The organism is Terrimonas ferruginea DSM 30193 (assembly GCF_000425585.1).
Lineage (GTDB): Bacteria > Bacteroidota > Bacteroidia > Chitinophagales > Chitinophagaceae > Terrimonas > Terrimonas ferruginea.
In genome coordinates this window covers 15,911-28,584 of the sequence record NZ_AUDS01000032.1, presented here as the reverse complement: position 1 = coordinate 28,584, position 12,674 = coordinate 15,911, and the positions used below count along the sequence as shown (strand labels likewise).

Sequence of the window (12,674 nt, the reverse complement as noted above, 5' to 3'; positions counted from 1 at the left end):
CTTCCCCCGGAAACACCTCAAAAAAAAACCGCCAAACTCAAACTATAAACACCTCTAAAGCCTTAAGGAAACGACATTGATTGACGATTGACCATTCACGATTCACCATTCACGCTTGTCGTTATCTGAAAATAATCCGCATCAAACTTTATGGGAGTAACCGGCGAAGAAAAAATTCCGAACACGCTGCTGCCGGAGCCACTCATAGAAGCATATACGGCGCCTGCATCGTAAAGTTTTGCCTTGATGCGCCCAATGGCGGGATGTTGGGCAAATACGGGTTGTTCAAAATCATTCACAATGGAATGTTTCCAGGTATCGATGGGTTGTTTGAGTAAGGTGGGTAATGTTTCCGCCGGTACTGCAGGCGTGAGTTGCGAAAAAGCCTGTGCCGTGGAAACATGAATGCGCGGATGGATCAGGACGATCCAATAGCTGGAAAGATCGAGATCAATTGCTGTCAGTTGTTCGCCGCGGCCGGTAGCATAGGCGGGACTGTTAACGAGAAAAAAAGGAACATCGCTTCCTAACTGCAATGCGTATGCCGCCAATTGTTGTGACGAAATACCGAGTTCGAAACGTTGGTTCAATAGTATAAGGGCAAAGGCGGCGTCCGCACTGCCTGCACCGAGGCCGGCACCGGGGGGCAATGTTTTATGTAAATGAAATTGCACCGCTGGCAATTGCGGGTGATCTTTTTTCAGCAACTGCCAGGCTTTAATAACCAGGTTGGTCTGCGGATCACCGGGAACAGGTTGTCCGCTTAACTGAATAGTGGCAGCGCTATCTTTTCCGCGTGGAAGAGGAATAGCTTCGAGGATGTCGCGAACAGCGATTGGGAGGAAAACCGTTTCCAGGTCATGATAGCCATCAGTTCTTTTGCGCAGGATGCGCAGGCCGAGGTTGATCTTGCAATTGGGAAAGTTGACCACGCGGGTTACTTTTTCTTTTTGCGGCTGTTGATCTCGTCGCGGATGGTGATGGCGCGGATATAATCTTCGTTTTCGAGCACTTCGTTGAGCAATTGGTTCAGTTCATCGAGGCTGAGGCTTTTGAGCTCTTCGTGGCTGGCGGAGTCCGTTTCTTCTACTACGGCAGCTTCTGGTTTTGAAGATTTTTTCTTTTTGCCGGCCCCGGTGTCTTCCATCATAATGCCGGCGCTTTCGAGGATGTTTTCGTACGTATAGATCGGGCATCCGAAGCGTACGGCCAGTGCCAGGGCGTCCGAAGTACGCGAGTCGATCTCGATGGTATCGTTGTCAGATGAGCAGACGAGTTTGGAGTAAAAGATGCCTTCCTGGAGATCGCAGATAATGATTTCGTGCAATTCAATATTGAAGGCATTCAGGAAGTTTTTCATCAGGTCGTGGGTGAGGGGTCTGCTGGGTTGCATTTTTTCCAATGCCACCGCAATGGCTTGAGCCTCAAATCCGCCGATCACGATAGGGAGCCGGCGCAAACCATTCACTTCTCCCAATACCACAGCATACGAATGCGTCTGCGTAATGCTGTGGGATAAGGCCACTATTTCCAGTTCTATCTTCTTCATAAATATCCCACGAAACTACGGCTTTTGCCGAAAAAAATAAACCAGCCCTGCCGGTTAATTCAAAATTCAAAAGCCACAGCGTTATCAGTTATAAGCAGTAAGTTTTAGGGAAAACAGCCTTCTTTTGGCCGGTAGTCACGCAGTTTTGACTTTTGAATTTTTACTTTTGACTTTAATCGGGCTTCCGCGCAGGAGTTGTCTGCCCGTTTTTCTTCTTTTTGGGGGCAATCGGTGCTGCCGGAGGAGGTGGTGGCGGCGGTTCTTCCACGGCCTCTGTAGTCACAATAGTGTCCACCATTACGGCTACGGAATCCGCGGGATAATCGCCTGCAGAAAATCGCCTGTCTTCGGTATAGCCGGCCGGCGGGATCATGAAATCGGCTGAAGGAACCGTCATGGGGATTACTTCCACCGCTTCCATGATAAAAGATTCGGACCGGCTATCTGTTATGTCAAATTCCCTGGCAAAACGTGCGTCCAGCCGCAGGGCAATGTGGTTGTCATGGATTACCAGGAATTCTGGATTGATACGGAGGGAGTCGGGGACCGGGAAGTACAAATCCGGCGCCGTATAGGCAACAACCTGGTTGGCCCTGAACCGCTCTCCGAGTACCGATGAAATGGAAAATGCCATGCGTTCCCCTGCCTGCGTTTTGTAACCGGCAATTGTTTTCTCATCAGCCTTAACTACGGCAGGTTTGGCGCTGAACAGCGGACGGCCAAAATAAGTTTTCGCTTTAGTGTTGAGTGTATATGTTTTACCGGAATCTATTTTTACCACTAACTCTTCCTTATCGAAGAACTCCTTGTCGCGAAATTTGAGACGAAGAACATTTTTACCGAAGTATACTTTCAATTCCGCCTCATCTCCGTGATCGGTAATGCCTTTCAATTTGTAGGTGATGATGCCTTCAAATGGTGTTTGCGCCTGCAGGGAAGCTGCTAACAGGAAGAAGGTGAAGGCCAGGTAAATTTTTTTCATGATAAGTCAAAGGTAAAAATTCAAAAGTCAAAATGGTGAATGGTGAATGGTCAATCGTCAATAAAAAAGCCATGGTTCGAGCCCTTCGAGTGCCTCAGGGAGCGAACCATGGCTTTAAACTTATTACTTACTACTCGTAACTCAACTAACGCCTTTCAGTTTCCTGATCGCTTCCGTCAGCTTCGGTACTACCTCAAATGCGTCGCCTACAATTCCGTAGTCAGCTGCTTTGAAGAAAGGCGCTTCGGGATCTTTGTTGATTACTACAATCACCTTGCTGCGGTTTACGCCGGCGAGGTGCTGAATGGCACCAGAAATGCCGATGGCGATATAAAGATTAGGCGCAATAGCGAAACCTGTCTGGCCTACGTGTTCGTTGTGCGGACGCCAGTGTGCATCGGCAACCGGGCGACTACAAGCCGTAGCAGCATGCAGGACTTTGGCGAGGTCTTCAACAATTCCCCAATGCTCGGGGCCTTTCAATCCGCGGCCACCGCTTACTACTACCTCTGCTTCTGTCAGCGGCACTTCACCACTTGCGCGGTTCACGCTGGCGACTTTCACGCGCGCTTCATTGGCCTGCACGGTTGCGGCAACAACTTCTGCAGTACCGCCTGTTTCCGTTACAGGGTAAGCATTCGGGTTAAGGGAAACGATTTTTATGGGTGTGTTTACGGTAACATTCGCAAATGCTTTACCGGAGAATACGTTTTTACGCACCGTGAAAGCGCCGCCTGTTTCGGGCAGTGACACGGCACCGGGTACCAGACCTGCTTTCAGACGGGCAGACAAACGTGGGGCGATCGCTTTACCATTCAGGTTGTGCGAAAGCACAATCACGTCAGCACCGCTGGCAGTGGCCAGTTCGGCAATCGCTTTTGTATAAAGTTGCGCATCGAAATTGTTGAATACATCGGCGGTAACATGGTGGACTTTTTTTACACCAAAGCGACCGAGCGCAGCGAGATCTTCGCTTGCAGCTCCCAGCACCACGGCTTCTGCAGCAGTACCGGTTTGTTCCGCAATTTTAGCTCCATAGCTGAGTGCTTCCAGGGAAGATTTTTTCGCTTGTCCTTCAGCAGTATCGACAAATATTAAAACAGACATGTTTGAAGTTTGAAAGTGATGAATGAGAACAATCGGATGGCTGATCAGATGGCTTTTGCTTCTTCGTGCAACAGGCGCACCAGTTCTTCCACGTTATCGGCCGGCACCAGTTTTACGCCGGCTTTGGCAGGCGGCAGACCGAAGCTGGTAACGCTTGTGAGCGCATCTACAGCAGCAGGTTCCACCACTTTGAGTGGCTTGGTACGGGCAGCCATGATGCCACGCATATTGGGAATACGTTGTTCGGCCATTCCTTTTTGTGCACTTACCACAATCGGCAGTGAAACTTCATTCACTTCTTCACCGCCTTCGATTTCGCGGGTGAGGGTAGCGGCAGTGCCGTTGAGTTCCAGCTTGGCAGCAAGGGATATGAACGGCATGTCCAGCAACTCGGCTACCATGCCTCCGATGGCAGAACCATTGTAGTCGATGGTTTCTTTACCGGTAAAGATGAGGTCATACCCACCTTCTTTGGCCACGGCGGCAATCTGCGAAGCAATATAAAAACTGTCCTGGCTGTCGGCATTTACGCGGATAGCTTCGTCGCCACCCAATGCCAGCGCTTTACGGATCACAGGTTCTGCATCCGCACCACCCACAGTAATAAGGTGAATAACCGTCGCAGGATCCTTTTCTTTCAACTCGATGGCACGTACAAGTGCATACCACTCGTCATAGGGATTGATGATCCATTGCACGCCTGCGGTATCGAATTTCGTGTTGTTGTCGGTGAAAGCTATTTTTGCCGTTGTGTCCGGCGTTTTGCTGATACAAACTAAAATCTTCATTACGTGAGTTTTGAAGTGATCGTTAGAAAGGTAGGTAGGTTAGTTGTTTATGCAACTATAGCAAAGATAAGCGAAGCAAAATAATAATGGTCACAAAACGGAAATTTTTTTAAGGCTTATGGACCGTATACAAAAGCTCCTGGCGATGTTGGCAGATCAGCCTTCGGACAGCTTTTTGCAGCATGCCCTGGCGCTGGAATATGTAAAGGCCGGAGATGACGAAAGTGCCCGTAATCGTTTTCAGGCGCTGCTTTCAGCCGATCCCGGCTACGTTGGCAGCTATTATCATCTGGGTAAATTGCTGGAAAGACAGGGCGAGGACGAAGCCGCTATTTCCGTTTATCGCAAAGGAATGGAAGTAGCGCAGGCCGCCGGTGAAAAACATGCTTACGGGGAATTGCGGGGAGCACTGGAAGAACTGGAATTTTAAGCGCCATGGTTGGCAACAATCAGCAGATCGGCCAACAATACGGCCATTGCCAGCAGACCCATACGGAATACAAATAACCAGACGGAAACGAGCGCCAGTCCTATCATGATTTCGGGATAATGATTTTCTTCACAGGGAGCAAGGCGCAGAACGCCGGCAATAAGTGTGAATGTAAGCAGTAATAAAAATGGCCATTTCAGCGCAGGCTGTATCCGGATCAACCAATGGCGAAAAGAAACAAGCGAAGATTGCATTAAGATGGATTTAATAACACAATTTAAAAATTATATAAAGCAACACGATCTTTTTACCCAAAAAGACAAACTGCTGCTGGCCTTAAGCGGCGGTCTGGACTCCGTTGTGCTCTGTGAATTGTGTCATCGCTGTGATTTTGATGTGGAAGTTTTGCACATGAACTTTCAATTGCGCGAAGCGGAAAGCGAGCGTGATGCCGCTTTTGTTGAAAAGCTTGCGCAGCAGTACACCTGGCCTTTTCATTTGAAAAAAACACAGGCTGCCGCGGAGTCGGAACGCCTGCGCAAAGGCATCCAGGAAACCGCACGCCTGCTCCGGTACGATTGGTTTGAAGCATGCAGAGTGGATATCGCAACTGCTTCCGGCAAAAGAACATGGGTGCTTACCGCGCATCATCTCGACGATAATATCGAAACGTCCGTCATGCATTTCTTTCGCGGCACAGGCATTGCCGGTTTGCGTGGTATGCTGCCGGTCCAGGGAAATGTGGTGCGGCCCTTACTGTTCGCATCGCGTCAGCAATTGCAGCAGTTTGCCAAAGAGCAACAGCTGACATGGGTAGAGGACAGTTCCAATTTGCTGGAAACATACGCGCGTAATTATGTGCGTCATTCATTGCTCACAACGGCGGAAAGAATTTATCCGGATCTGCAAAACCGCCTGGCAGGCAATCTTGCCCGCTTCGCGGAAACGGAAGCCTTGTATAAACAGGCGATCGCCTGGCATCGCAAACAATTGGTGGAGCAAAAAGGGAATGAAATGCATCTTCCCGTGCTCAAGTTGAAAAAGACCATTCCGCTGCAATCTGTTTTGTATGAATTGCTGCAGCCATATGGCTTCCAGGCCACACAACTCCCGGATGTGATGTCCCTGCTCGATGCGGAGACAGGCCGTTTTGTAGCGTCTGCTACGCATCGCATATTGCGCAACAGAGCCTGGCTGGTGGTATCACCAACAGACACCATTGACGCGGTTACCATCTTGATCGATGGACCGGGTCTGTATACCTTTCCCGGTGGGGAATTACAGTTGACCGAACGCGAATACAGGAAAGAGGAAGGATTGGAAACGGACGCAACCACAGCCATCCTCGATGCGCGTAAGATTTCATTTCCTTTGTTGCTGCGCAAATGGAAAACCGCAGATTATTTTTATCCGCTGGGCATGCGAAAAAAGAAAAAGATCGCGCGCTTCCTGATCGATCAGAAGAAGTCTAAAATTGATAAAGAAAAGATTTGGGTGCTCGAAGCACAACACCGCATCTGCTGGGTGGTCGGTCATCGTATCGATGATCGCTTTCGCGTGCTGCCGGCTACGTCGAAAGTACTCGGGCTGAAATGGAAACCGGCTTAGAAAAACTTACTCAGGTGCATCTGTACCTTTTCTACAAAACTTCGCGGAATATCGTAGTCGGAATACAGGGCCGACAATGACAGCACAAATACTACGCCGTACAAGGCACCCCAGATGTGGGCGGAGTGGTTGATATTATCGGCCGCGCGGCGCGCCAGCATGTGCGATACGATAAGATATAAAGGCCCGAAAATATAACCCGGAATGGCAATCGGCAGGAAGAACATACTCACGCCGCTTCTTGGCTCCAGCAACAAAGCTGCAAATACCACCGCACTTACCGCACCGGATGCACCCAGGCTGCGATAATGATAATCGTTGCGGTGTTTGAGATAGGTAGGCAGTAAGGAAACAAATAGTGCCGACACATACATCAGCAAATAGAGGAGTTTTCCGCGTTGCACACCAAAAATCTGCAAAAATCCATAGTCGATTCCATCTGAATAGCGGTAGCCATTTTCCACCAATTGCCCGAAAGAATACAGGGCCACCATGTTGAAAATAAGGTGCAGCCAATCCGCATGAATAACACCCGAGCTGAAGAAACGATACCACTGACGACGGTTGGTAACCGCAGGCGGATAAAAGATCAGGTCATTGATGACCTTTTGATTATTGAAACCGGCAATTGAAGTGACAGCCGTTGCGATAACGATGATGAGGGTGATACTCAGTTCCATGCTTTAAATATACGGGTTATGCGTAATGCGTAGTATACCTAAACGTGATGATATTTTTCATTGCGGATAATGGTGCAGGCGCGATACACCTGCTCGGCCAGTATCAGTCGTACCAACTGATGCGGAAATACCAGTTTGGATAAACTCCAGGTTAGCTGGGCTCGTTGTCTTACTGCTTCCTCTACACCAAACGCGCCACCAATCAGGAAAATGATTTTTCGTGTACTGGCATTGGCGCGTGTTTGAATGAATTGTGCCAGTTCGGGTGAACTCAGCATTTGTCCGCGCTCGTCGAGCAACACGAGAAAATCATCTTTATCTATATGCTCCAGTACGAGTGCGGTTTCTTTCTTTTTGAGTTCAGGTTCGGAGAGTGCTGCAGCTTGTTTGGGTACGGGCAGCAGCAGCCATTCGGCTTTGAAATAATTATTCACGCGTTTGGTAAAGTCTTCGATGCCTGCCTTTACCATGGCTTCATGCGCTTTGCCTATGCTGCAGAATTGTATTTTCATAAAAACAAAAGCCTTCCCGCCATAGCGGGAAGGCCTGGTTGATCAAAATGCTTTTTTCGGAGGTTCAGCGGAAATCTGTACTTCCGTTACTTTTCCATATTTCTCTGCGATTTTTTTGATATCGGCAGCTTTGCCTACCAATACAAATTGCAGTTTGTCTTTGGGAAAATAAGTGTTGATGATCTGACGCGCTTTATCAAGTGTAAGGCCATCCACGTTTTTCTGGAAATTGTTGATGTAAGATTCATCGAACTTGAACCAGAACATGTCGGTCAGCAGACCGGCAAGTTGGCCGCTGGTTTCGTAGCGCGGAGGGAACTGGCCTTTTACATAATTCTTTGCAGAAGCAAGTGCCTGTTCGTCGATGCCTTTTTCATGCAGCGTCTTCAGTACTTCCAAAGCCTTGTCGATAGCCGGCTCCGTCGTTTTTGAAGCGGTGAAGGTGGAGATTACAAATGAGCCACCGTTCTTCAATGGTGAGAAGGAACTGTTGGCGCCATAGGTAAGACCTGTGTTAACCCGCAGTTCGTCGTTCAGCATGGAAGTAAAGCGACCACCAAATAAAGTATTGATTACGGAGATCGATACAAAGTCGGGGTTGTTGCGGCTCACACCCGGTGCACCGATATAAAACGTGGTTTCTTTTGCATCGTCTTTGTTTACCAGCAGCACGCGGTTCTCGTTGGGCTTGCTGATCGGGCGCGCAGCGAGATTGGCTTCGGGCTGACTGCCTTTTTTCCAGCCGGCAAAAAGTTTGGTCAGCAGCGCTTTCATTTCCTTGCTGTTAAAATCACCGGCAACAGCAATGGCGCTTCCGTTGGGAATATAATTGTTATGGTAAAACTGTTGGGCATCTTTTGCTGTCAGCGCAGCCACCGTTGTTGGCGTGCCGGCCACAACGTTGCCGTATACGTGATCGCCGTAGATCAGTTTATCGAAATAAGAACCGATCACTGCGCGCGGACTTTCCTTGGCCTGGTTGAGGCGAACGAGCACGCGGTTTTTTTCTTTGGAAAATTCAGCCGTATCGAAAACCGGGGCTGTCAGTAATTCCTGGATAATACCAAGCACTTTTTCGCGGTCTTTGGAAGCGAACTCGGCAGAGAGGCGTGCCGCTTCTTTGGTGCTGTAAGTGTTGATGCCGGCACCAATGAAGTCGAGTTCTTCATCGAGTTTGGCTTTGGGATAAGAGCGTGTGCCGTGTTTCAAGGCAACGGCGGTCAGTGAAGCTAAACCGGCTTTATCGCCATCATAAATGGCACCGGCGGGAAGAATAGCCGATACGCTGATCATCGGTACTTCACGTTGCTCCATCAGGTAAACGGTGAGGCCATTGGGCAACGTGAACTTCTGGTAAGCAGGCAATTTATAATCCTGTGCAAAAAGCGTGGCGCTCTGTACGAGCAGCAATGCCAGGATAAATGAGGTAAATCGTTTCATATATAAAAAGATAGATCGTTAAAAATTAGTCGTCTGTTTTGGATTTGAGTACGCCTACGGTGCGGGTAGTCTTGACCAGGTATTTATTGGCTACCCGGCGGATATCGTCGAGTGTAACTTTGTTGTAAGCGGCAGGTGCATCAAACATTTTGCGATAGTCGCCGAAGAAAACTTCGTAAGTGCCGATATTGTTGGATTTGCCGTTGATGGTCTCCACCTGGTCGTAAAACTCGATGAGTTTTTTGTTTTTCACTTTTTGCAATTCACGTTCGGTGATGCCGTCTTTTTTGATCTTCTCCAACTCTTCATAGATGGCTTTTTCCAGGTCTGCTTCATTGACGCCTCTGTTGGTCACGGCATAAATACCGAAGAGGGTAGGATCAAAGCTTTCGCTGTAACTGGCAAAAACAGAAGTGGCCAATTGTTTTTGATCGACGAGTGCGGAATAGAGGCGGGATGATTTACCGCTGGAAAGAATATCGCTGAGCAGCATCAGTGCGTAGTAATCTTCCTGCGTGGCTTGCGGTGCTTTGTAGGCAATACCGAGGTAAGGCGTGCTAACGTCTTTGCGGATAGCGATGCGACGTTCGCCTGTTTGTTCGGGCTCGACGAGGTGAACCGGAGGAGGGGCTGGTTGCGCCGGAATCGGCTCGAGGTATTTTTCTGCGAGGCGGCGGATATCGGCAGCTTTGATAGCACCGGACATTACCACTACGCAATTGTTGGGCGCGTAATAAGTGCGGAAATAGCGTTCAAGATCGGTCTGTTTCCAGTTTTTGATATCGTCTTCATAACCGATAACCGGCCAATGGTAGGGGTGTTCCTGGAAAGCGACGCCCTGTATGCCTTCCATGATCATGCGCCAGGGAGAATTTTCGAGGCCGGTGCTTCTTTCGGAAGCAACGACGCCTCTTTCGCTTTCCACCATTTTGGGATCGATGGTGAGGCTGGAGATGCGGTCGGCCTCGAGATCGAAAATGACTTCGGTGGCGGAAGCGGGGAACCAGTTGGTATACGCGGTGATGTCTTCGCGGGTATAGGCGTTGTTGGCGCCGCCGTTGAATTCCATGGTGCGGTCAAACTCCTTGGGGCCGTATTTTTTGGCGCCGTTGAACATCATATGTTCGAAGAAGTGGGAGAGGCCGGTAATACCCTGGTATTCGTTGCGGGAACCGACTTTGTAGAACAGGTACATATTGGCGTTGGGGATGGAGAAGTCTTCGATGACGAGGAATTTCATCCCGTTTTTGAGCGTGAAGCTCTGTACATCGTCTGCTTTGAGCTGCGCTTGTGAGGAGAGCGACAGCAGGCAAAGAGTGGAAAACAACAAATGTCTCATATTGCGAAAGTGATTAAATGAATGCTAAAGCTAAGTAATTCGGGGTATGGTAAACAACCGTTTATGGAAAAGATGGGTTGCGGAAACGGAAAAAAAATATTGAAGAAAACCGAAAATCTTTTTGTGTGGAATGAGTTTTTCTTTACTTTTGCCCTCCCAATCAAGGGAATGGCTGCGTAGCTCAACTGAATAGAGCATCTGACTACGGATCAGAAGGTTTCAGGTTTGAATCCTGACGCGGTCACTGGAAAAAAGGAAAGCCCTGCAATTTGCGGGGCTTTTCTTTTGCAAAATCTCCTCTGGCACAAGCTGTTCCTCTGGTATTATTTCATGACCACCGGCGATCGTTTAGCGCCTGTTTGTAGCCAAATGGTAGCCAAATGGTAGCCAAAAAAGAACAGATCGTCAGGACATGCGTATATTGTTATCATAAAAACCATGACGCCATGCTCCGAAAAAACCTTCTAACCGCTTTACTGGCTCAGTTATCCGTTGGTTTATACGCCCAAACCTATATCACCAACGTCACAGTCGCTGACGTGGAAAAGCAAAAGCTGGTTCCCAACCAGACCGTCATCATCAGCGGTGAACTGATCACCAAAATTCAGCCGGCCAAAACTAAAATTCCCACCAACGCGGTCGTCATCGACGGTACCGGCAGGTACTTATTGCCCGGACTTACAGATGCGCATATACATTTCTTTCAGAATGGCGGTTTGTATACACGGCCCGATGCGATCAACCTGCAAAACAAAAAGCCGTATGCAAAAGAAATAGAACTCGCGCATCAGACGATGGAGGATAAACTCCGAAGGTATTTGCAAAATGGCATCACCAGTGTGATCGATGTGGGGGCTACCTATAGTTTTTTGAAACAACGGGCCATCTTCAAAGACGCAGCCTATGCTCCGGCTGTTTATATGACCGGCCCATTACTGACAACGTATGAACCGAAAGTGTATGAAAACCTGAAAGACGAGGAGCCGTTCAGCCTGGTAAAAACCGTTGACGACGGAATAAAAATGCTGCAACAACAATTGACTTATCAACCGGATTTCATCAAAATATGGTATATCGCAGGAGCAGACGGATTGGGCGTGGAACAAAGTGCCCGTAAAAACCAGCCCATCATAAAGGCCATCATAGATGAAGCGCATAGGCATAACCTGAAAGTAGCTGTACACGCTACGGAAAGAATAACGGCGCAATTGGCGGTGGAAAGTGGTGCAGACTTTTTGGTGCACAATGTAGATGATGAATTGGTGAATGATGCCTTTGTGCAACTGTTGAAGAAGAATAAAACGATCTTGTGTCCAACGCTGGTAGTATCCGGTGGATATGGAAACACTTTTGGTCAGAAGTTGATAATGGATGATCACGAATTGAGGTATGCCGATCCTTTTCAATTAGGATCGCTGCTGGATCTGAAGCATTTGCCAGATACCGCATTAATCAACCGGTATAAGCATTGGACCAACCAGCCTGAGCAGGAAGCCAGGGCCAAAGCAACCTATAAGATCAGCCTGCAAAATCTCAAGAAATTATCCGACGGTGGTGTGATCATCGCAACAGGAACGGACGCTGGAAATATCGGTACGTTGCATGCAACTTCTTACCTGAACGAACTGATGGCAATGCGTCAAAGTGGTATGAATAACTGGCAAATCATCCAGGCTTCCACCATCAACGGCGCAAAGGTATTGGGTAAAGAAAAAGAGTTTGGATCGATTGCCGCCGGAAAAAAGGCCAATCTTATTTTGTTGAATGGTAATCCGCTTGACAGCCTCGCCAACCTTACAAAAATATACAAGGTGATAAACAGGGGTGTTGTCTTCGATCCGGATACGCTCGTGGCTGAAACACCTGTTGCGCTGGTGCAGCGGCAACTGAACGCATATAACTTCAGGGATATAAATGCTTTCCTGGAGCCTTATGCCGATGATGTGGAACTGTATAACTTTCCCGGTCAGTTAGATACGAAAGGAAAGGAAAAGATGCGGGAGGTGTACAGTTCGATGTTTGACAAAACACCCGGTCTTCATTGCGAACTGGTGAATCGGATCGTACAGGGAAATGTAGTGATTGATAAGGAACGTGTTCGTTTTAATGGGAAAATGATTGAAGCTGTTGCTATTTACCAGGTGGAGAATAATAAAATCAGGAGAGTGTATTTTATTGATTAACGGTTTTTGATTTCGGAGCCCGAAAAGGTGTCCTGTCCTGACTATCCATCAGCCCC

The 12,674-nt window shown here is 48.3% G+C and carries 13 protein-coding genes and 1 tRNA gene; 4 read left to right on the top strand and 10 right to left on the bottom strand.

All coding sequences use genetic code 11. The annotated features are described in order from the left end of the window. Positions 1–95 precede the first annotated feature (95 nt). The 5 genes from ispE to H608_RS0111890 form a co-directional block, all read right to left on the bottom strand. Entirely contained in the window at positions 96–932 is an 837-nt protein-coding gene (gene ispE, locus H608_RS22185) for a 4-(cytidine 5'-diphospho)-2-C-methyl-D-erythritol kinase (protein ID WP_038008327.1), read from the bottom strand. A 5-nt stretch (positions 933–937) separates the two neighbouring features. Next, positions 938–1,549 carry a bifunctional nuclease family protein gene (locus tag H608_RS0111905; protein WP_028787871.1) on the bottom strand — a complete coding sequence of 204 codons (612 nt, stop codon included), beginning with the start codon at positions 1,547–1,549 and terminating at the stop codon, positions 938–940. 172 nt (positions 1,550–1,721) lie between these two features. Beyond that, positions 1,722–2,531: a hypothetical protein gene (locus H608_RS0111900; RefSeq protein ID WP_028787870.1), complete on the bottom strand. Its 810-nt coding sequence runs from the start codon at positions 2,529–2,531 to the stop codon at positions 1,722–1,724. A gap of 141 nt (positions 2,532–2,672) precedes the next feature. Next, on the bottom strand, positions 2,673–3,638 hold the full coding sequence (locus H608_RS0111895; protein ID WP_028787869.1) for an electron transfer flavoprotein subunit alpha/FixB family protein: 966 nt from the start codon (positions 3,636–3,638) through the stop codon (positions 2,673–2,675). Positions 3,639–3,682: 44 nt separating this feature from the next. Then, positions 3,683–4,426, bottom strand: a complete 744-nt coding sequence (locus tag H608_RS0111890; RefSeq protein ID WP_028787868.1) for an electron transfer flavoprotein subunit beta/FixA family protein — start codon at positions 4,424–4,426, stop codon at positions 3,683–3,685. A gap of 118 nt (positions 4,427–4,544) precedes the next feature. Between H608_RS0111890 and H608_RS0111885 the strand changes: the two genes are divergently transcribed. Continuing rightward, the gene (locus H608_RS0111885; RefSeq protein WP_028787867.1) at positions 4,545–4,856 is read left to right on the top strand and encodes a tetratricopeptide repeat protein; all 312 of its coding nucleotides are present in this window, start codon (positions 4,545–4,547) and stop codon (positions 4,854–4,856) included. Here the strand turns inward: H608_RS0111885 and H608_RS0111880 are convergent. Continuing rightward, complete coding sequence (locus tag H608_RS0111880; RefSeq protein ID WP_028787866.1) at positions 4,853–5,110, bottom strand: hypothetical protein; 258 nt, start codon at positions 5,108–5,110, stop codon at positions 4,853–4,855. The two genes, H608_RS0111885 and H608_RS0111880, sit on opposite strands and share 4 nt — an antisense overlap. A gap of 4 nt (positions 5,111–5,114) precedes the next feature. Between H608_RS0111880 and tilS the strand changes: the two genes are divergently transcribed. Continuing rightward, entirely contained in the window at positions 5,115–6,464 is a 1,350-nt protein-coding gene (gene tilS, locus H608_RS0111875) for a tRNA lysidine(34) synthetase TilS (protein WP_028787865.1), read from the top strand. Here tilS and H608_RS0111870 read toward each other — a convergent pair. Genes H608_RS0111870 through H608_RS0111855 form a run of 4 tightly spaced genes read right to left on the bottom strand, consistent with a single transcriptional unit; the run spans position 6,461 to position 10,435 of the window. After that, the gene (locus tag H608_RS0111870) at positions 6,461–7,144 is read right to left on the bottom strand and encodes a rhomboid family intramembrane serine protease (RefSeq protein ID WP_028787864.1); all 684 of its coding nucleotides are present in this window, start codon (positions 7,142–7,144) and stop codon (positions 6,461–6,463) included. The two genes, tilS and H608_RS0111870, sit on opposite strands and share 4 nt — an antisense overlap. A 38-nt stretch (positions 7,145–7,182) precedes the next feature. Then, positions 7,183–7,656 carry a 23S rRNA (pseudouridine(1915)-N(3))-methyltransferase RlmH gene (locus H608_RS0111865; RefSeq protein ID WP_028787863.1) on the bottom strand — a complete coding sequence of 158 codons (474 nt, stop codon included), beginning with the start codon at positions 7,654–7,656 and terminating at the stop codon, positions 7,183–7,185. Between the two features lie 42 nt (positions 7,657–7,698). Then, positions 7,699–9,096, bottom strand: a complete 1,398-nt coding sequence (locus H608_RS0111860) for a M16 family metallopeptidase (protein ID WP_028787862.1) — start codon at positions 9,094–9,096, stop codon at positions 7,699–7,701. A gap of 25 nt (positions 9,097–9,121) precedes the next feature. Continuing rightward, entirely contained in the window at positions 9,122–10,435 is a 1,314-nt protein-coding gene (locus H608_RS0111855) for a M16 family metallopeptidase (RefSeq protein ID WP_028787861.1), read from the bottom strand. 170 nt (positions 10,436–10,605) lie between these two features. Between H608_RS0111855 and H608_RS0111845 the strand changes: the two genes are divergently transcribed. After that, a tRNA-Arg gene (locus tag H608_RS0111845) sits at positions 10,606–10,679 on the top strand. A 202-nt stretch (positions 10,680–10,881) separates the two neighbouring features. Beyond that, complete coding sequence (locus tag H608_RS0111840; protein ID WP_051268256.1) at positions 10,882–12,618, top strand: amidohydrolase family protein; 1,737 nt, start codon at positions 10,882–10,884, stop codon at positions 12,616–12,618. The last annotated feature ends 56 nt before the right edge of the window (positions 12,619–12,674 follow it).

Coding starts and splice junctions, on each gene's coding strand:
- H608_RS0111865 (WP_028787863.1), bottom strand. CDS start 7,656: ATGAAAATACAATTCTGCAGCATAGGCAAAGCGCATGAAGCCATGGTA.
- tilS (WP_028787865.1), top strand. CDS start 5,115: ATGGATTTAATAACACAATTTAAAAATTATATAAAGCAACACGATCTT.
- H608_RS0111900 (WP_028787870.1), bottom strand. CDS start 2,531: ATGAAAAAAATTTACCTGGCCTTCACCTTCTTCCTGTTAGCAGCTTCC.
- H608_RS0111880 (WP_028787866.1), bottom strand. CDS start 5,110: ATGCAATCTTCGCTTGTTTCTTTTCGCCATTGGTTGATCCGGATACAG.
- H608_RS0111885 (WP_028787867.1), top strand. CDS start 4,545: ATGGACCGTATACAAAAGCTCCTGGCGATGTTGGCAGATCAGCCTTCG.
- H608_RS0111890 (WP_028787868.1), bottom strand. CDS start 4,426: ATGAAGATTTTAGTTTGTATCAGCAAAACGCCGGACACAACGGCAAAA.
- H608_RS0111840 (WP_051268256.1), top strand. CDS start 10,882: ATGCTCCGAAAAAACCTTCTAACCGCTTTACTGGCTCAGTTATCCGTT.
- H608_RS0111855 (WP_028787861.1), bottom strand. CDS start 10,435: ATGAGACATTTGTTGTTTTCCACTCTTTGCCTGCTGTCGCTCTCCTCA.
- H608_RS0111895 (WP_028787869.1), bottom strand. CDS start 3,638: ATGTCTGTTTTAATATTTGTCGATACTGCTGAAGGACAAGCGAAAAAA.
- H608_RS0111905 (WP_028787871.1), bottom strand. CDS start 1,549: ATGAAGAAGATAGAACTGGAAATAGTGGCCTTATCCCACAGCATTACG.
- H608_RS0111870 (WP_028787864.1), bottom strand. CDS start 7,144: ATGGAACTGAGTATCACCCTCATCATCGTTATCGCAACGGCTGTCACT.
- H608_RS0111860 (WP_028787862.1), bottom strand. CDS start 9,096: ATGAAACGATTTACCTCATTTATCCTGGCATTGCTGCTCGTACAGAGC.